The sequence below is a fragment of the Carboxylicivirga linearis genome (assembly GCF_018271995.1).
Lineage (GTDB): Bacteria > Bacteroidota > Bacteroidia > Bacteroidales > Marinilabiliaceae > Carboxylicivirga > Carboxylicivirga linearis.
Genome location: NZ_JAGUCO010000003.1, coordinates 58871 through 77992, shown reverse-complemented (window position 1 = coordinate 77992; position 19122 = coordinate 58871). Strand labels below are relative to the sequence as shown.

At 37.6% G+C, this 19122-nt stretch carries 15 protein-coding genes; 14 read left to right on the top strand and 1 reads right to left on the bottom strand.

What is annotated here, in order from left to right; all coding sequences use genetic code 11:
- The first annotated feature begins 28 nt into the window (after nucleotides 1–28).
- The 6 genes from KEM10_RS05925 (at nucleotide 29) to KEM10_RS05900 (ending at nucleotide 9052) form a co-directional block, all read left to right on the top strand.
- A complete protein-coding gene (locus tag KEM10_RS05925) occupies nucleotides 29–1864 on the top strand; it encodes a glycoside hydrolase family 2 protein (protein WP_212214696.1) in 1836 nt (611 codons plus the stop codon).
- A gap of 144 nt (nucleotides 1865–2008) precedes the next feature.
- Nucleotides 2009–2497 carry a hypothetical protein gene (locus tag KEM10_RS05920; RefSeq protein ID WP_212214695.1) on the top strand — a complete coding sequence of 163 codons (489 nt, stop codon included), beginning with the start codon at nucleotides 2009–2011 and terminating at the stop codon, nucleotides 2495–2497.
- 128 nt (nucleotides 2498–2625) lie between these two features.
- A complete protein-coding gene (locus tag KEM10_RS05915) occupies nucleotides 2626–3411 on the top strand; it encodes a helix-turn-helix domain-containing protein (RefSeq protein WP_212214692.1) in 786 nt (261 codons plus the stop codon).
- A 440-nt stretch (nucleotides 3412–3851) separates the two neighbouring features.
- Nucleotides 3852–6635 carry a leucine--tRNA ligase gene (leuS, locus tag KEM10_RS05910; RefSeq protein WP_212214690.1) on the top strand — a complete coding sequence of 928 codons (2784 nt, stop codon included), beginning with the start codon at nucleotides 3852–3854 and terminating at the stop codon, nucleotides 6633–6635.
- 188 nt (nucleotides 6636–6823) lie between these two features.
- Nucleotides 6824–7690 (top strand): YitT family protein, encoded by an 867-nt coding sequence (locus KEM10_RS05905; protein WP_212214688.1) that lies wholly within the window; start codon nucleotides 6824–6826, stop codon nucleotides 7688–7690.
- Between the two features lie 93 nt (nucleotides 7691–7783).
- Entirely contained in the window at nucleotides 7784–9052 is a 1269-nt protein-coding gene (locus KEM10_RS05900) for a M23 family metallopeptidase (RefSeq protein ID WP_212214686.1), read from the top strand.
- Between the two features lie 76 nt (nucleotides 9053–9128).
- Here KEM10_RS05900 and purN read toward each other — a convergent pair whose 3' ends face one another.
- Complete coding sequence (gene purN / locus KEM10_RS05895) at nucleotides 9129–9698, bottom strand: phosphoribosylglycinamide formyltransferase (protein WP_212214684.1); 570 nt, start codon at nucleotides 9696–9698, stop codon at nucleotides 9129–9131.
- A 172-nt stretch (nucleotides 9699–9870) separates the two neighbouring features.
- Between purN and KEM10_RS05890 the strand changes: the two genes are divergently transcribed.
- The 8 genes from KEM10_RS05890 to KEM10_RS05855 all read left to right on the top strand — a co-directional run bounded on the left by KEM10_RS05890 (nucleotide 9871) and on the right by KEM10_RS05855 (nucleotide 19114).
- Nucleotides 9871–10107: an acyl carrier protein gene (locus KEM10_RS05890; protein WP_212214682.1), complete on the top strand. Its 237-nt coding sequence runs from the start codon at nucleotides 9871–9873 to the stop codon at nucleotides 10105–10107.
- A gap of 28 nt (nucleotides 10108–10135) precedes the next feature.
- Nucleotides 10136–11383 (top strand): beta-ketoacyl-ACP synthase II, encoded by a 1248-nt coding sequence (fabF, locus tag KEM10_RS05885; RefSeq protein WP_212214680.1) that lies wholly within the window; start codon nucleotides 10136–10138, stop codon nucleotides 11381–11383.
- A 10-nt stretch (nucleotides 11384–11393) separates the two neighbouring features.
- On the top strand, nucleotides 11394–12134 hold the full coding sequence (gene rnc, locus KEM10_RS05880) for a ribonuclease III (RefSeq protein ID WP_212214677.1): 741 nt from the start codon (nucleotides 11394–11396) through the stop codon (nucleotides 12132–12134).
- A 229-nt stretch (nucleotides 12135–12363) separates the two neighbouring features.
- Nucleotides 12364–13953: a sensor histidine kinase gene (locus KEM10_RS05875; protein WP_212214674.1), complete on the top strand. Its 1590-nt coding sequence runs from the start codon at nucleotides 12364–12366 to the stop codon at nucleotides 13951–13953.
- On the top strand, nucleotides 13926–14609 hold the full coding sequence (rprY, locus tag KEM10_RS05870) for a response regulator transcription factor RprY (protein WP_212214671.1): 684 nt from the start codon (nucleotides 13926–13928) through the stop codon (nucleotides 14607–14609). The genes KEM10_RS05875 and rprY overlap by 28 nt, the downstream gene beginning before the upstream one ends.
- Before the next feature lie 96 nt (nucleotides 14610–14705).
- Nucleotides 14706–15692 carry a GSCFA domain-containing protein gene (locus tag KEM10_RS05865; protein ID WP_212214668.1) on the top strand — a complete coding sequence of 329 codons (987 nt, stop codon included), beginning with the start codon at nucleotides 14706–14708 and terminating at the stop codon, nucleotides 15690–15692.
- Between the two features lie 193 nt (nucleotides 15693–15885).
- Nucleotides 15886–17817 (top strand): amylo-alpha-1,6-glucosidase, encoded by a 1932-nt coding sequence (locus KEM10_RS05860; protein WP_212214665.1) that lies wholly within the window; start codon nucleotides 15886–15888, stop codon nucleotides 17815–17817.
- A gap of 10 nt (nucleotides 17818–17827) precedes the next feature.
- The gene (locus tag KEM10_RS05855) at nucleotides 17828–19114 is read left to right on the top strand and encodes a glycosyltransferase family 4 protein (protein WP_212214663.1); all 1287 of its coding nucleotides are present in this window, start codon (nucleotides 17828–17830) and stop codon (nucleotides 19112–19114) included.
- Nucleotides 19115–19122 lie beyond the last annotated feature (8 nt).

The window sequence follows — 19122 nt, the reverse complement described above, 5'->3', positions numbered from 1 at the left end:
ATTACAACCTTAATTTAAATCTATTATAATGAAGAAGATCTCATCTTTGATCGGAGTTATACTTTTATGCTCAGTTATAACGGCACAAAATGTATTTCAGAACATCCCTAATCGAAAAACAACCACCTTAAACGGCAAGTGGCATTATATTGTGGATGTTTATGAAAGTGGCTATTATAATTACCGATACGAACCCCGCGACCAAAAAGAACATCCTACCAACGAAGCTATTTTTCTGAATTTAAAACCCAACGACAGATCCGACTTACACGAATACGATTTTGACTACTCTCCCACCATGTATGTTCCGGGCGACTGGAATTCGCAAGATGAGAAATTATTTTATTACGAAGGTACCGTGTGGTATCGCAAGACATTTGACTATCATAAAAACAAAGAAACCAACCGTGTATTCCTCAACTTTGGAGCGGCTAACTATCGTACCGATGTATATATGAACGGTAAAAAACTGGGATTTCACGAAGGTGGCTTTACCCCGTTTTACTTCGAAGTAACAAACCTACTGAAAGAAAAAGACAACTATGTAGTTGTAAAGGTCGACAACAAACGTAAGAAAGAGGCTGTTCCTACTTTAAACACCGACTGGTGGAACTATGGCGGCATTACTCGGGATGTAGATCTGATTGAAACGGAATCGACCTTCATTGCCGATTACTCTGTTCAGCTACAGAAAAGCAATGCCAATCTAATCGAAGGCTTCATTAATCTGGACGGAGAGTCAAAAGCCAATCAACAGGTTACACTTTCCATTCCCGAATTAAAAATCAATCAGACAGTAACAACTGATGATAACGGTTGGGTATCGTTTAATATCAAAGCAAAAAAGATCAATTACTGGTCACCCGAGAACCCAAAGCTTTATGCAGTAAAGCTGACATACAACAATCAAACTCTTGATGATAAAATAGGATTCCGTACCATAGAGGTGAAAGGCTCGGATATATTGATCAACAACAAAAGTGTTTTTCTGCGAGGAATTAGCATACACGAAGAAAATCCGTTGGACGGCAGAAGAGCCTACTGTAAAGAAGATGCCGAATTATTGCTGGGCTGGGCCAAAGAAATGGGATGTAACTTTGTTCGCCTGGCACATTACCCTCACAACGAACACATGTTGCGTTTGGCTGATGAAATGGGCATAATGGTGTGGGAAGAGAACCCGGTTTACTGGACCATTCCGTTTGACAACCACGACACCTATCTGTTGGCCGAAAAACAATTGAAAGAAGTGATGATACGCGATAAGAATCGGGCTTCGGTTATTATATGGTCGATGGCCAATGAAACGCCACGCTCAGATGTGCGACTGGAGTTTTTGAAAAATCTGGCAGCAACCGCCCGCGAAATAGATAACACCCGCCTGATAAGTGCCGCTCTGGAAAAAAATCGGGTAAAAGGCAAAGAAAACACATTGGGTATCGACGATCCGTTTATGGATTATGTTGACATCATCAGCTTTAACGAATACGTTGGTTGGTACGATGGTTTGCCTGATAAATGCAAACGTGTACATTGGGAGATTGATTACAGCAAACCTGTGTTTATCTCCGAGTTTGGTGGAGGCGCTTTACAAGGGCTTCATGGCGACCGACTGGATCGTTGGAGTGAAGAATATCAGGAAGATTTATATATCAAAAACATTGAAATGTTGCGTCAGATACCGCAATTAAGAGGAATGTCGCCGTGGATATTAACCGACTTCCGCTCACCACGCCGAATGCGTCCTGTGATTCAAGACGGCTGGAACCGTAAAGGGTTAATATCAGAAAAAGGAACCAAGAAAAAAGCCTTCTTTGTTCTTCAGGAATATTATAAAGAGATGATGGAGAAGTGGGGTAAATAAATTGCAAAGCATTTATATAATTTGATTTCAAACCACAGATTATTACGATTATGAAGATTGCATTTTTTAAATTTTGATCTTTCTAATCCATTTAATCTGTGGTTATTTATACTCTTTTCAACCTTTGAACCAAACAACATCTACATGACACCTACCACCTCCACTATTCAAAAATCCTTTACTTACACACAAACCAATCATGCATCTATTGATAAAGTATTTCCACTTCTCTGTCCTGTTCGTGAAAAAGACTGGCTCGATGACTGGGAATATCGAATGATTTATTCACAATCGGGTTTGATTGAAGAAAACTGTGTATTTGCCACACCCAATGAAAAGGAATTGGAAACCATCTGGCACGTTACCATTTACGATAAAGAAAATCATCGGATCGAATTCGTTCGGGTAACACCTGGCGAAAATGTGGTACGCATCAACATCCGATTAGAAGCTGCATCTGAGAATCAAACCTTGGTACACATCACCTATTTATATACTGGCTTAAATCAAAAACAAAACCATTATATCAAGAATCAACTGGCAAATCACTTTAATTCATCGATGCTTTGGTGGGAAACTGCCATTAATTATTACCTAAAGAATGGTGAAATGCTAAGAAAAGACACAGTCTAACAAAAAAAACACATCCACCTGTCTTTCAGTCTGTTTAAACTAAATGCCGTATAAATGCCGGGTATAAGTCAAGTTAAATATTTGTACACTTCACCCCATGTCCAATACTTTTGAAACAAACCACCGCTATGAATCAAAAATCGATCGGAACCCGAATTGCTGAACTCAGAAAAGAAAAAGGTTTAACCCAAAACGAGGTTGTTGAAAAGTGCAATATTAACATCCGCACGCTTCAACGCATCGAATCCAATCAGGTGCAACCACGCATGTATACCGTGCGAGCTCTTCTGGAGGCAATGGATTATGATTTGGATATATTAAGCGAACCTAACCAAACAAACCCATCAGCCAATCTAAAGCAAAAGGCAACCCATTTTTTTGATCAGGCCGGTTACATGTTTAATCAAAACAAAAGTATTATGAAAAAAGCATTTGTATTTTTAAGCTTAGCTTTAGCTGTCATTTTTATTATTAATGTTGCGTTTACTGATAAAGTAGATGAGAGTGATATTATAGATTCTCATCCCATTTCAGAGGCAACCAACACATCTTCTGATAAAAAAACAGACAAGATGCTGCAACTCATAAAGGGGAAATGGCAATTAAAAGTAAGTAATGATTATGAGGTTGATAATTCCAATAGACGAATAATAGAATTTAATTCAAAAGGCGAGTTTGTAACAACAAATGCAAATGGGTCACCTTTCAATTCCGGTCTGTATTACATTACTAAAGACAAAAAGCTATTTACCATTCATAATAATCCTAAAGGTGAAATAAGAGAATGTTCAAATTATTACCAATTTACCGTTGGCGATACTGAGTTAACAATTAAAGGAATTTACCTAAGACCATTAATGAATAACCATTATGAAACATTTCGTGTTGACGAAGTTTGGGTTCGGGTTGAATAGATATTGTTTCATTTTTCAAAAATTTGATACACAATCATAGTTAGCAATGGGTTGCCTCTTCATCCGGGTAACCCATTTTTCTTTACATCCACCATCCTCCACCTAATCAAATGATTACTAAAACATTACCCCACTATTTAAAAAGACTCCTGACACTTGTACAAAATTGTCCTGATAGTTTTTAAAAACTGTCCTGATGATTTTTAAAAATTGTCCCGATGGTTTTTGAAAAGTGTCGTGACCATTTTTTTAACCCATCAGCATGCTTTATTAATCCTATCCTAAATATTTAGGATAAGAGCACCTCTGTTGGGCTTTTTATTGAAACAAATTGATACAGATCATTTGTTATTCACACCTACCTTCTGTAAAAAAGGATAAGTTTTACTAATTTCGCAGCCTGAAACTTAAGTGAATAATTACGACCATTCAACGATATTATGGAATACAATTTTAAGGACCTGGAACAAAAGTGGCAGCAATACTGGATCGACAACCAAACATATAAGGTAGAGGTTGACAACAACCGTCCTAAGTATTATGTGTTGGATATGTTCCCGTATCCTTCGGGAGCCGGCTTACACGTTGGTCACCCGCTGGGCTACATTGCTTCAGACATTTACAGCCGCTACAAGCGATTAAACGGATTTAACGTATTGCACCCAATGGGTTACGATGCGTACGGATTACCGGCAGAGCAATATGCTATTCAAACCGGGCAACACCCGGCTATTACTACCGAAAATAACCTAAACCGTTATCGTCAGCAGCTCGATAAAATTGGATTCTGTTACGATTGGGATCGCGAAGTAAAAACCTGCGACCCGGATTATTATAAATGGACTCAGTGGGCATTTATTCAAATGTTCAACCACTATTACTGCAATCAGGCTAAACAAGCCCGACCTATCAGCGAGTTGGTTGACGTATTTGCCAAAACTGGTACTGAAGGATTAGGCTTAGCTTGCAGCGAAGAGTTGGTATTTACTGCCGATGAGTGGAAGGCTAAATCAGACAAAGAACAACAAGAAATATTATTGAACTACCGTTTGGCTTATTTGGCCGATACAATGGTTAACTGGTGTCCTGCATTGGGTACTGTATTGGCCAACGACGAAGTGAAAGAAGGTGTTTCGGTTCGCGGTGGTCACCCGGTTGAGCAAAAAGTAATGCGCCAATGGTCGTTGCGTGTTTCTGCTTATTCCGAACGCCTGTTAACCGGTTTGGATAATGTGGATTGGAGTGATTCATTGAAAGAAATCCAACGCAACTGGATCGGTCGTTCCGAAGGTGCTGAGATGACTTTCAAAGTAAAAGAGTCGGATGTTGAGATGGAAATCTTTACTACCCGTGCCGATACGGTCTACGGAGTTACCTTTATGGTATTGGCTCCCGAGAGTGAGTTGGTCGATCAGTTAACTACTCCTGAGCAACGTGCTACCGTTGATGCTTATATCCTTGAAACAAAAAAACGTACCGAGCGTGAGCGCTTGGCCGAAGTAAAAAAGGTAAGTGGAGTATTCTCAGGATCGTATGCCATCAATCCATTAACCAACGAAGAAATTCCGGTTTGGATCAGCGACTATGTATTGGCTGGTTACGGAACAGGTGCCATTATGGCCGTTCCTGCGCACGACTCACGTGACTTTGCCTTTGCTAAACATTTCGATTTACCAATCCGCCAGGTAGTAATTCCTGTGGGAGCTGAAGCAACTGATCCGGCAACATGGGACGATTCCATCGACTCGAAAGAAGGAACCATGGTTAACTCAGGCATTTTAGATGGCTTGAGCGTAAAAGACGGTATTGCAAAAACCAAAGAATATATTTCAGCAGAAGGCATTGGTAAGGTAAAAGTAAACTACCGCCTTCGCGATGCTATTTTCAGCCGCCAGCGTTACTGGGGTGAGCCGTTCCCTGTTTATTACAAGGACGACATGCCTTATATGTTGGATGAGTCGAAATTACCATTGACTTTACCCGAGATTGATAAATATTTGCCAACCGAGCAAGGTGAGCCACCATTGGGCCGTGCCAAAGATTGGAAGACCGAAGAAGGATATCCTCTGGAGTTAAATACCATGCCAGGCTTTGCCGGATCATCGGCTTACTACCTTCGTTACATGGATCCAAAGAACGATACCGCTTTGGTGGGTAAAGAAGCCAACGAATACTGGCAGGATGTTGACTTGTACATCGGAGGAACCGAGCATGCTACGGGTCACTTGATTTACTCTCGTTTCTGGAACAAGTTTTTGTTTGATATAGATGCCGTAATCAAAGACGAGCCATACAAGAAGTTGATCAACCAGGGAATGATTCAGGGCCGTTCTAACTTTGTTTACAGAGTTAAGGGCAGCAACACTTTTGTATCTTACAACTTGCGTAAAGACTATGATGTAACCGAAATTCACGTGGACGTTAACATTGTTCGCAACGATGAGTTGGATATGGAAGCATTTAAAAAGTGGAGTCCTGATTATGCCAATGCCGAATTTATTTTAGAGGGTGATAAATACATATGTGGATGGGCTGTTGAGAAGATGTCGAAGTCGATGTACAACGTAGTGAATCCCGATGATATCATTGAAGAATACGGTGCTGACACATTGCGTTTATACGAAATGTTCTTAGGTCCGTTAGAGCAAAGTAAGCCTTGGGATACTAATGGAATTGATGGTGTTCATAAGTTTTTGAAGAAAACATGGCGTTTATTCTATAATGGCGATCAGTTAGCTGTTAGTGATGATAAAGCTACTCCTGACGAATTAAAGGTATTACACCGCACCATTAAGAAGATTACCGATGATGTAGAGCGTTTCTCGTTCAACACATGTGTAAGTGCCTTTATGATTTGCGTTAACGACTTAAACGATCTTAAATGTAACAAACGCGAGATACTAGAGCCATTGTTGGCATTATTAGCTCCGTTTGCACCCCATATTTCAGAAGAGCTATGGAGCCAGTTAGGTCACACAACATCGGTGGTTGACACACAATGGCCGGAGTTTAACGCCAGCTATTTGGTTGAATCAACGGTTACTTATCCGGTTTCATTCAATGGTAAAATGCGTTTTAAAATTGATCTTCCGGCAGATATGAGTAAGGATGATATTGAAAAAACAGTTCTGGCTCACCAAAATGCAGCTAAATGGATCGAAGGCAAAACCATTCGTAAGATTATTGTGGTTCCTAAAAAGATCATCAATATTGTGGTTGGATAATCCAGTTGTTAGATGATAGAAGTTAGAAAGCAGATACACTATATTCACTCTCTTACTAACTCTCTACTGACTAATAACTACTAACGACTGACTAACAACCATGTCAGATATATTCAAACTGCTTGATATTATTATCAGGCAGTTTTTGTAATACTACCCTTCCCATCAACAAATAATACATATAAACAATGACAACTAACAAAATAATATCCGAACTCCGAAGTTATCTAATGCTTACCATTGGACTTGCCATTGGCACATTGGGTTGGACCGGTTTTTTAATACCGGCAAAAATTGTAGGTGGAGGCCTTACGGGTATAGCAACTATCCTCTACTTTATTTTTGGTTGGGATGTGGGTCTATCCACCTTAATCATAAATATTGCATTAATATTAATTGCAATGAAGGTATTAGGAGCCTCATTTGGTATAAAAACCATTTATTGTGTTTTGGTCTTCTCCGGATTACTTACCGTCATGCGTCCTTTCTTTGATGCCCCCATCGTATCGGAATTAATGATGAATAGCATTATCGGTGGTATTCTTGGTGGTATCGGTGCCGGAATTGTTTTTGTTAACGGAGGAAGCACAGGAGGTGTCGACATCATCGCCATGATCATTAACAAGTACAAGAATATTAGTTTAGGCAGACTTCTTTTAGGAATGGATGTAATTATCATCTCCTCTTCATTCTTTCTGGTTCAAACATCCTCCATTGAGACGGTTGTTTATGGTTTTATGACCATGGCTGTGTTAGCCTATACTGTTGACTTAGTCATCTCAGGAAATAAACAAACTGTACAGTTTTTTATTATTTCGAGTAAACCGGAACAAATTCAAAAATCGGTAATTTTTGAAGCCAACAGAGGCCTAACAGTGTTGCATGGTACCGGTGGATACTCTGGTGAACCACGGAAAGTACTGATGGTTATTGCAAAAAAAAGCGATACTCAAATGATTTTTAAAGTAGTAAAACAAATTGATGCCGATGCATTTATTACAGTAGGAACTGTAATGGGTGTTTACGGACAAGGCTTTGATAAAATTAAAATTTAAGGAAAGAATGTTTTATATTAGAGGCTCAAAAGCTGATACCCTTTATTAATTTAAGATTAACGCCTAATAATTCACCCTGTTTTCAAAAGTAAAATGAAAAAGAAGACTTTTTTTCTAATAGCTCTCATTGTAATTGTTTTAGTTCCTGTTACCTTTTTTCTGGTTAACAGATATCAACATCCTCGTTCTGTTGTTACTGAAGAAACTCTTGACTCATTAGATATTGTTGAGGTTCCTGAACCAGAACTATTATATGGCATTCCATTGGACTCTTTTATAGTAGATAAAGAAAGAGTTAAACGAAACCAATTCTTAGCTGATATATTTTTAAAGGCTGGTATTGATTACCCAACCATCAACACCATTGTTGAAAGAACCAAACCTGTATTTGATGTACGTAAAATAAAAGTTGGTAATAATTACTCCCTGTTTTTAAGTCAGGATACCCTGCGGCAATTGGAACACTTTGTGTATGAAATAGACAATACCGATTACCTGGTAGTTTCCCTTCAAGATTCCATTCAGGTTTATAAAGGAGTTAAGGAAACGGTTAGTGTAAGCAAGGAGGCTTCTGGCGTAATAACATCGTCATTATGGAATGCCATGTCTGACAATAATCTGAATCCTCTACTAGCCATTGAACTTTCTGAAATATTTGCCTGGACAGTTGATTTCTTTGGTATTGAAAAGGGCGATAATTTTAAAGTGTATTACGAAGAAGAATTTGTTGACAGTTTAAGCATAGGTATAGGTAAAGTTCACGGTGCCCTTTTTCATCACCGAGGCAAACCTATTTATGCCTTTAACTTCGAAGAAGACAGTGTTTGGAATTTCTTCGATGAAAACGGACAGAGCCTTCGTAAAGCATTTTTAAAAGCACCATTAAAGTTTTCTCGTATTAGTAGTCGTTTCTCAAATAGCAGACTTCATCCGGTGTTAAAAATCAGAAGGCCTCACCACGGTATTGATTATGCTGCTCCAGCCGGAACTCCGGTTTACGCCTTAGGTGATGGTAGGGTGTTTGCTAAAGGATATCAGAAGAATGGTGGAGGAAACTATTTAAAGATTAAACACAATAGTGTTTACACCACTGTTTACATGCACCTGAAAGGATTCGCCAAAGGCATTAGCAAAGGATCAGTAGTTAAACAGGGACAGTTAATAGGATATGTAGGATCCACAGGATTAGCAACCGGTCCTCATCTCGACTTTAGAGTGTTTAAAAATGGAAAAGCCATCGACCCTCTGAAATTGGAAGCACCTTCTGTTGAACCGGTAAAAGAAGAAAATATGGCCCGCTTTGAAACATTTATTAAACCGTTAAAAGCTAAATTAGATAGTATACCATTAAAAGAATACTAGGCTAATATCAACAATATACTTAAAGAGAGACTTCCAACGGAGCCTCTCTTTATATATACGTATATTAATAATAAGCTTAATCAGCCTTGAGAATATGAGCAATGGTCTCCGGAAAGTGTTGGTATTCTAATTCGTGCACCTTAGTGGCAACATCTGCAGCAGTATCCGTAGGAAGCACTTCACATCTCACCTGCCTGATTACCAATCCCTCATCATAATTTTCATTCACATAATGAATAGTAATGCCCGACTCTTTTTCTTTATTTTCAACAACGGCCTGATGAACCCGATCACCATACATTCCTTTTCCACCAAATTTTGGTAAAAGTGCCGGATGAATATTGATAATTTTATCAGAAAATTGACGAATATATGCCGACGGTATTAACCATAAGAATCCTGCCAGCACGATTAAATCAGGATTTATCTGCTGTAACTCCTCCAAAATCACTTGGTTATCCCTAAATTCATTTCGACCAAACACTCTACATGGTATTCCCAATGTAGTGCAACGCTCAATTACATAGGCATTTGGATTGTTACAAAACACCCCTTTTATTTCGACCGAACCATCATTTTTGAAATATTTTGCAATGTTTTCTACATTCGATCCAGAGCCCGAAGCGAAAAGCACTATCTTTTTCATTATCTTAATTTTACATGTGTTATTTATCTCCAAAACAAGATGTAAAAATAGGAAAATTTAAGGGCTAAATAGCATTTTCTTTACATGAAGTTTGAATTATTATCCACAAATGTATTTCTTTGCAAAGTTGTTTTATAACATTTTATTAGTATTAATTTAAAAACTTAAAGCTATGTCAGACATTGCATCAAGAGTAAAAGCAATTATCGTAGACAAGTTGGGAGTTGACGAAACTGAAGTTGCACCAGAAGCTAGCTTCACCAATGATTTGGGTGCTGACTCTCTTGACACTGTAGAATTGATTATGGAATTTGAAAAAGAATTCAACATTGCAATTCCAGACGATCAGGCTGAGAATATCGGAACTGTAGGTGACGCGATTGCTTACATTGAAGAAAACGCTAAGTAAGAACGAGTAGGATACTTTAAGAGTAGTTATGGAGTTAAAAAGAGTTGTTGTTACGGGACTAGGAGCCATTACACCTATCGGCAACACAGTAGAAGAATACTGGAACAGCTTGATAAATGGAGTAAGTGGCTGTGGACCTATTACTCATTTTGACGCCTCCAAGTTCAAAACTCAGTTCGCTTGCGAATTAAAAGGCTACAACGCCAACGATTATTTTGATCGTAAAGAGGCAAGGAAACTTGACCCCTTTGCCCAGTACGCTATGATTGCTGCCGACCAAGCAGTAGCCGATGCAGGTATTGTACCTGATAAATTGGATGCTGATCGTGTTGGCGTAATCTGGGGTGCCGGTATTGGTGGATTGCTAACATTTTTGCAAGAAGTTACAGGATTTGCTCAAGGGGACGGAACACCACGTTTCAGCCCTTTCTTCATTCCGAAAATGATTGCTGATATTGCGCCCGGTCATATTTCAATGAAATATGGATTCCGGGGACCAAACTTCGGTACAGTTTCGGCATGTGCATCTTCTACTAACGCCATTGGCGAAGCGTATAATCTTATTCGCTTAGGCAAAGCTGATATGTTTGTTACAGGAGGTTCTGAAGCCACGATTAATCAAGCCGGTGTGGGTGGATTTAATTCAATGCAGGCTTTGTCAACCCGTAATGACGATCCAACGACAGCATCGCGACCTTTTGATAAAGGACGTGATGGTTTTGTGATGGGTGAAGGAGGTGCTTCTTTAATTGTTGAAGAGTATGAGCACGCCATTAAGCGTGGTGCTAAAATCTACTGTGAAATAGTAGGTACTGGCATGACAGCTGACGCTCACCACTTAACTGCCCCGCATCCTGAGGGACTGGGCGCTAAGAAAGTAATGGAACATGCGTTGTCGGATAACGGTATTGATCCTAAAGAAGTAGGTTACATTAATGTACATGGAACCGCCACTCCACTAGGTGATATTGCCGAAACGAAGGCTATCAAAGAGGTTTTTGGTGATCATGCGTACAACTTGAACATTAGTTCAACAAAGTCGATGACTGGTCACTTATTAGGAGCAGCAGGAGCTGTTGAATCAATAGCTTGTATTTTAGCTATTAACAACGGTATTGTTCCTCCAACAATTAATCACTTTGAAGACGATCCGGAAATTGATAACAAACTTAATTTCACATTCAACAAAGCACAAGAACGTGAAGTAAAAGTTGCCTTGTCAAACACTTTCGGATTCGGAGGCCATAACGCATCCGTAGTATTTAAAGCTTTGTAAAAAAGTAGTTTTGATTAAACCACTTTTGCACATTATAAAACTTCTTCCTTTTCGAAGGAAGAAGTTTTATGGTTTTATACGAACAACAACAGGTTGTAATCCTTCTAATCTGGAGATATTTGAGCAGGCCATGATTCATAAATCAGCCATGCTTAAAAACAGCAAAACCCACAAGTACATTAACAACGAAAGATTAGAGTATCTGGGTGATGCTATTTTAGGTTCTATTGTTGCAGAAGTTCTGTACATATACTTCCCCCATAAAAACGAGGGTTTTCTTACTAAAACGCGTTCCCGCATTGTAAATCGCTCACTCCTCAATTCCATTGCCCTGGAAATGGATTTACATAAATGGGTTAAAACACAATCATTACTCGACGTATCGCAAACCAGCATTTTGGGTGATGCTTTGGAAGCTTTAATTGGAGCTGTATATCTCGACAAAGGATATGCAAGATGCAAGCAGTTTGTTCAAGAAAAAATATTGAACCAATACATCGACCTTCAAAGAATTGCACGCGAAGACAATAACTTTAAATCGTTATTGATCGAATGGGGCCAAAAAAATAAAAAAAGCGTCAATTTTATAACTGAAGAACTCCACTCCTATACCGACTCTGAAACAACTACCAAGTTTAAATCCAAAGCCCTGATTAATGAAGAACTATTAGGGGAAGGAGAAGGACATTCAAAAAAAGAAGCCCAACAAAACGCAGCCCATCAGGCATTAGATAAAATAGAAGCGGAATAAAATTCATTTCCTGTTCAGAAGAAAGATATTTATATTTTACGCCCAATGAATCCTTAAATATTGTTATCTTCAAAAAAACTAAAACACGATAACAATGGAAGTTTTTAAACCAAAATAAAGTATCTTCCCATATCAAAAAAACACCTCATACCACACCCCAACAAATTAATTTGCTGTTAATTAATGTTAAACCCCGATTTATATTCATTCAGCCTACTATTTTTGTTTTATGAGTAAGAAATTAATTTTGATACTGACCATTGTAATGGCAATTTCTTTAATTGGAATCACATACATCCAAACTTTATGGATTATGAAGGCTACCAAATTAAACGAAGAACAATTTGATCAATCTGTTCACCAGGCAATGGCTGATGTCATAATTCGACTTGAAAAAGACGAAACTTCGTTATTAACAAGACACACCAATTCAAACAAATCAAAAAGCAAAGTTCCTCAGAATCTTCAGCCCGATTCAAAATATTTCAGTAATAAGGACGAAGATCTATTCTCACAGGAACAAGAATTCAGCATCTCACTAAACCTCAACTTCTCCAAAGGGCAATATAATGTAGCTACCTATGAGCAGGATTCTTTAATGACAACTTTTCATGGTAGAACATCAAAAGGTGCTTTTGGGCGAACTGATCCGTTAACCAGCACCATGATGGCGATTCAGAATGAACTTCGCAATCAATATAATAAGCAAAACGATGCGCTATTAAGAAAACTACTGGAAGATGTACCCATTGAGAATCGTATTGATAATATGCGACTTCAACAATACCTTTTTCAGAATTTAGAAGAAAAAGGCATCACCTTTCTTTACGAATATGCCATCATCAATTCTAAGGGAGAAACGGCTTATAAAACTGAAAATTTCACTGATAACCCAAAGGAATATAAAACCTACCAAAAAAGGCTTTTCCCAAATGACATTCATGCAAAAGCCAATTATATCAGGCTTCATTTTACACAAATGCCTAATCCTATTTACGAATCGTTAGGTTTGGTTATTCCGTCTGCAATTTTTACCCTGATAATGGTATTCATGTCTATTATAACCATCATGATTATTGTTCGCCAAAAGAGGGTTGACCAGATAAAGAATGACTTTATCAATAATATGACGCATGAGTTTAAAACTCCCATATCTACCATTTCGTTAGCTTCACAAATGCTTAAAGATGGCAGTGTAATTAAAACACCCAAAACACTTCAGCATATTTCAGGCGTAATTCAAGACGAAAGCAAACGTTTAAGTTTTCAGGTTGAAAAAGTGCTGCAAATGGCTATCTTTGAAAAAGGTAAGAAAGGCTTAAAATTAAAAAACATTGATGTAAACGATCTCATTCACAATGTTACCAATAATTTTAGGATTAAAGTTGAAAATGCCAATGGTAAAATTATTGAACGTTTAGAGGCTAAAAACAGCATTATTAGTGTTGATGATGTGCATTTTACAAATGTTATTTATAACTTGCTCGATAACGCCGTAAAATATAAGATGGGATCACCGGTTTTATACGTTAAAACTTGGAATAAAAATAACGGAATTGTAATTTCGATTAAAGATAATGGGATGGGGATATCAAAGGATAACCTCAAAAGAATATTTGAAAAATTTTACCGTGTACCAACAGGTAATGTTCATGATGTGAAAGGCTTTGGATTAGGCCTTGCCTACGTGAAAAAAATTGTTGATGACCACGGTGGACAGATATCAGTTGAGAGCGAACTTAAAGTTGGCACAAAATTTGACATATTCCTACCTCTAAAAAACACTAAAGAATGGAAAAAGAATATAAAATCCTCTTAACAGAGGACGATGAGAACTTAGGCATGCTCCTAAGAGAGTATCTTGAAGCAAAAGGCTTTGAAACAGATCTATTACCAGACGGTGAAGAAGGCTACAAGGCTTTCATGTCTAAAAAATATGATTGCTGTATACTTGACGTAATGATGCCTAAGAAAGATGGCTTCTCATTGGCAAAAGATATTCGAATGGTAAATGCTGATATTCCTATTGTCTTCCTTACAGCTAAATCGTTGAAAGAAGATATTTTTCAAGGATTTAAAATTGGTGCCGACGACTACCTTACAAAACCTTTTAGTATGGAAGAGTTGCTTTTCCGTATTGAAGCAATACTACGACGTACCAAAGGTGGTAATGTTGCACAGGAATTTTATCAGTTAGGTAAATTTAAGTTTGACACTCAAAAGCAACAGCTGATTAATGATGAGAACATTATCAAACTTACTACCAAAGAATCAGAATTGTTAAAGTTGCTTTGTACCAATGCCAATAAGGTACTGGAACGTAATTTTGCATTAAAAACCATTTGGGTTGATGACAATTACTTTAACGCTCGTAGTATGGACGTTTACATTACCAAATTACGTAAACACCTGAAAGACGAACCAAGTGTTGAAATAATTAATGTACACGGTAAAGGTTATAAACTGGTTATGTAATTAAACCTATTAGATATATAAGCCGCTTCGAAATCGAAGCGGCTTTTTTTGTTTCATACCCTATTTTAATTGTATTTTCACTTAAAATAATTGATCATGGATACCTTCAGAACCATTGTAGAAGTAGAGTCGCAAAAAAAAACAATTAACTATAATTCTCAGCTATTATTCATGGGTAGTTGCTTTGCTGGCAATATTGGTTCTTATTTCGAAGAAACCGGATTTAATGCCATGGTGAATCCATTTGGTGTATTATACAATCCCTTTTCTATAGCAAAAGCCATTCGCCAGCTTATTAGAAACTCAGCCTATCAGGATACAGACCTTATTTATCACAATGAGATATGGCAGAGTTTTGATCATCATAGTTCGTTCAACAATACAGATAAGGCATCGTGTTTATCTAATATTAATGAAACCTTAAAAACAGGTGCTGATTTTTTAGCTAACACAGATTACCTTTTTATCACCTTTGGTACATCATGGGTATATAAATTAAAAGAGTCAGGAGAAATTGTATCTAACTGTCATAAGATTCCTTCATCACATTTCAATCGTGAATTAATAACAAAAGAATCAATCATTGAAACCTATCAAGATCTGTTTAAGAACTTATTAAAGTTAAACCCATCCTTAAAAATCATTTTAACCATTAGCCCAGTTCGCCATTGGAAAGATGGTGCACATGGAAATCAAATTAGTAAAGCTATACTTTTGTTGGCAGTTGATGAACTTTGCACACAATTCGAGCAGGTTGATTACTTTCCTGCCTATGAAATTTTACTTGACGACTTGCGAGATTACCGATTCTTTGATACCGACATGCTTCACCCCTCTGCAGAAGCAGTTAAGTACATCAGAGCCCAATTTATTTTATCCTGGTTAGATGAGTTAGCTCAAGAATTTATTACTCAAATGGAATCCATTAAAAGAAATATCAATCATCGCCCATTTAACAAACATTCAGATCAACATCAAAAATTCATAAGAAAGAGCATCTCAAAACTCGAACAAATACAAAAAAGATTCAATAAAGTTAGTTTATCTACGTTTCAAGATCAATTCAACAAGCAATTATTGTAAACCGTCAAATAGTATATATCGATGAAATAAATATATCTGGATGTATTGATGAATTGATTTTTTTTTACAAAATTGCAATAGGAGAGTTTAACTATGTGTATCCTCTTTATGAAAAACCCTTAAATTGTTCCTATTTCCATTTGAATTACCTCATCAGATTTGGTGATAGGCTTTATTCTTAATTTCTAGGCTTATGAGTATCGAACATTTGGATAAAAACCAATTGGTTAATCTGGAATACTCTTTATTTAAAGAGATTCTTCGAACCAATAGAGCAGGTGCTTATTCGAGCAGTTCTATTATTGGTTGTAACACTCGCAAATATCATGGTTTGCTTGTTGCTCCAATTGAACAGCTGGACAACGAACGTCATGTTCTTTTGTCATCGTTAGATGTAAGTGTTATTCAAAGAGAAAAAGTATTTAACCTAGGTATTCATAAATATCAGGGCAGCCATTACGAGCCTAAAGGTCATAAGTATATACTTGACTTCACAACAATTCCAACTCCAAAAACAACCTATCGTATAGGAGGCGTTATTTTATCACAAGAGATTGTTCTATCCGAAAAAGAGTCGCAAGTTTTACTTCGCTACACATTAGAAGAAGCACACTCTCCAACTAAATTGCGTTTAACACCATTTTTAGCATTCAGACATATTCATGATTTAACCTCTGAAAATATGTATGCCAACACTAAATATGCTTCGGTTGAAAATGGTATTAGCATATGTTTGTATGATGGATTTTCACCATTATACATGCAACTAAATAAAGAAAATGACTATGTACCAAATCCAGATTGGTTCAGGCAAATAGAATATATAAAAGAGCAACACAGAGGATATAGCTACTCTGAAGATTTATATGTACCCGGCTATTTTGAAGTAGAAATAAACAAAGGCGAAAGCATTGTTTTTGCAGGCGGAACCATAGAAGCAAAATCAAATGCACTAAAAGGAAAATTTACTCGTGAAGTAAAAAAGAGAGTTCCTCGTATAAGTTTACAGCATAATTTATTAAATGCTGCTCAACAATTTATTGTTCGAAACAAAAAAGAAACAAAGCTTTTAGCCGGATATCATTGGTATGACACAAGGCTTCGTGACACCTTGATAGCTTTGCCGGGATTAACTGTTTTTCAACAAGATAAGACGGACTTTTCGTTAATTCTGAAGTCGGCTGTTAATCAAATCAAAAAAAATTATTTAACTGAAAAACATTTTGTTGTTAAAGATATAGATGCTCCCCTCTGGTTGTTCTGGACACTTCAGAAATGTATAGATTATTGCCAGGTGGATGATATCTGGGAACAATTTGGAGACGTTTTAAAATCAATATTAAAGACCTACAGAAACAGAAATAATGATCAGTTTAAAATAGTTGATGGATTAATTTATGCCAAGGTTGAGAATATACCTCTAACATGGATGGATGCAATTGTTGAGAACAGTCCTGTAACACCGCGTTATGGAATGCCTGTTGAAGTAAATGCACTTTGGTATAATGCCATCATGTTTGCCATTGAACTGGCAAAAAAACATAACGAAACTGAATTTGTATCGGAGTGGAAACCGTTTGCCGATCAATTGAAAGAATCGTTTATAAAATACTATTGGATAGAAGAGTTGGAATATTTAGCCGATTGTAACGATGACTCGCAAATGGATACTTCCATTCGCCCTAATCAATTAATCGCTGCCGCTCTTCCTTACTCTCCTTTAAGTATGGATCAGAAAAAATCGGTTGTTGACATCATAAAAAAAGAGTTGGTTACGCAAAAAGGTATTCGCAGTCTTTCGCCACAAGATCCCAAATACAAGGGTGTAATGGAAGGCACTGTCGACCAACGAGATTTAGCATTGCATCAGGGAACCGCCTTTCCATGGCTTGTTTCTTTCTTTGCCGATGCTTATTTATCGCTTCATAAACAAGGCGGAGTCAATTACATAAAACGTTTACTCGAAGATTACGATAAAGAATTGGGTGAACATTGCCTTGGCACCATCTCAGAAGCGTACAATGGTAACCCGCCACATACAGCTAAGGGAGCTGTTTCAATGGCATGGAATGTTGCCGGAATTTTAAGAGTCATAAAATCGATAGAACCATACTCAAATTATTAAACCTAGGTCTATGAGAGTACTTATGTTTGGATGGGAATTTCCTCCCCATATTTCAGGAGGATTAGGTACAGCCTGCTACGGGCTTACAAAAGGGATTGCTCACATCCCCGACCTGGATGTGATATTTGTTGTACCCAAAGCATTTGGTGATGAAGATCAATCAACCATGCAATTGGTGGGTGCCAATAAAACCCCTATCAAGCATAGAAAATTAAACGTAAATAAATTCTCACAGACACTTGATTATATTGAGGTTGATTCTAAACTGGTCCCTTATGTTGATCCGGAAGAATTTTGGAAAATGCAAAGTTACGAAGTGAGTTCAACCCATAAATTTGTTCAAACCGACGAATCTGGACTTGTTCAATTTACAGGTAAATACGGGCCTAACCTGTTAAAAGAAATAGCTGATTATGCCATTGTTGCCAATGTAATTGCACAAGATCATGATTTTGATATAATACATGCTCACGACTGGCTTACCTATCCTGCAGGCATTGCGGCCAAAGAAGCTACCGGAAAACCGTTGGTAGTACATGTACATGCTACTGATTTCGATCGCAGTGGCGGAAGTGTAAATCCAACAGTATATGAAATAGAAAAACGCGGCATGGAAGCTGCTGATAAGGTGATAACCGTAAGTAACCTCACTCGAAATATTGTAATCGAAAAGTACGGAATTGCAGAAGAAAAAGTAGTAACCGTTTACAATGCGGTTGAACCAAATATAAAGGAAACACCCACCCCTTTTAAGAAAAAAGTGGGCGAAAAAATCGTGACCTTTTTAGGTAGAATCACCATGCAGAAAGGTCCCGAATACTTTATTGAGGTTGCCAATGCTGTTTTAAAAAGAGTTGATAACGTTCGTTTTGTGATGGCTGGAAGTGGCGACATGATGGAAAAGATGATTCGCAGAGCAGCCAGTTTAAATATTACTGATAAATTTCATTTCACGGGCTTCCTCAAAGGAGATGATGTATTTCAGATGCTAAGAATGAGTGACCTTTATGTGATGCCATCTGTATCTGAGCCCTTTGGTATTTCTCCTTTGGAAGCTATGCAAAGTTCAGTTCCGGTTTTGATTTCCAATCAATCAGGAGTAGCTGAAATACTGACTTATGCAATAAAGACCAACTTCTGGGATATTGAAGCAATGGCGGATGCAATTCACGGCATTGTAAGTTATCCGGCACTATCGCAAATGTTTATAAAACATGGTAAAGAAGAAGTGGACTCGTTGAAATGGGAAAACTCAGCCCGAAAAGTAAAATTAGTTTACGACAGTGTATTACCTTAATGAAACCG

Excerpts from the sequence above, each read along its gene's own strand:
- KEM10_RS05925 (WP_212214696.1), top strand. The coding sequence starts at position 29 with ATGAAGAAGATCTCATCTTTGATCGGAGTTATACTTTTATGCTCAGTT.
- KEM10_RS05920 (WP_212214695.1), top strand. The coding sequence starts at position 2,009 with ATGACACCTACCACCTCCACTATTCAAAAATCCTTTACTTACACACAA.
- KEM10_RS05915 (WP_212214692.1), top strand. The coding sequence starts at position 2,626 with ATGAATCAAAAATCGATCGGAACCCGAATTGCTGAACTCAGAAAAGAA.
- leuS (WP_212214690.1), top strand. The coding sequence starts at position 3,852 with ATGGAATACAATTTTAAGGACCTGGAACAAAAGTGGCAGCAATACTGG.
- KEM10_RS05905 (WP_212214688.1), top strand. The coding sequence starts at position 6,824 with ATGACAACTAACAAAATAATATCCGAACTCCGAAGTTATCTAATGCTT.
- KEM10_RS05900 (WP_212214686.1), top strand. The coding sequence starts at position 7,784 with ATGAAAAAGAAGACTTTTTTTCTAATAGCTCTCATTGTAATTGTTTTA.
- purN (WP_212214684.1), bottom strand. The coding sequence starts at position 9,698 with ATGAAAAAGATAGTGCTTTTCGCTTCGGGCTCTGGATCGAATGTAGAA.
- KEM10_RS05890 (WP_212214682.1), top strand. The coding sequence starts at position 9,871 with ATGTCAGACATTGCATCAAGAGTAAAAGCAATTATCGTAGACAAGTTG.
- fabF (WP_212214680.1), top strand. The coding sequence starts at position 10,136 with ATGGAGTTAAAAAGAGTTGTTGTTACGGGACTAGGAGCCATTACACCT.
- KEM10_RS05875 (WP_212214674.1), top strand. The coding sequence starts at position 12,364 with ATGAGTAAGAAATTAATTTTGATACTGACCATTGTAATGGCAATTTCT.
- rprY (WP_212214671.1), top strand. The coding sequence starts at position 13,926 with ATGGAAAAAGAATATAAAATCCTCTTAACAGAGGACGATGAGAACTTA.
- KEM10_RS05865 (WP_212214668.1), top strand. The coding sequence starts at position 14,706 with ATGGATACCTTCAGAACCATTGTAGAAGTAGAGTCGCAAAAAAAAACA.
- KEM10_RS05860 (WP_212214665.1), top strand. The coding sequence starts at position 15,886 with ATGAGTATCGAACATTTGGATAAAAACCAATTGGTTAATCTGGAATAC.
- KEM10_RS05855 (WP_212214663.1), top strand. The coding sequence starts at position 17,828 with ATGAGAGTACTTATGTTTGGATGGGAATTTCCTCCCCATATTTCAGGA.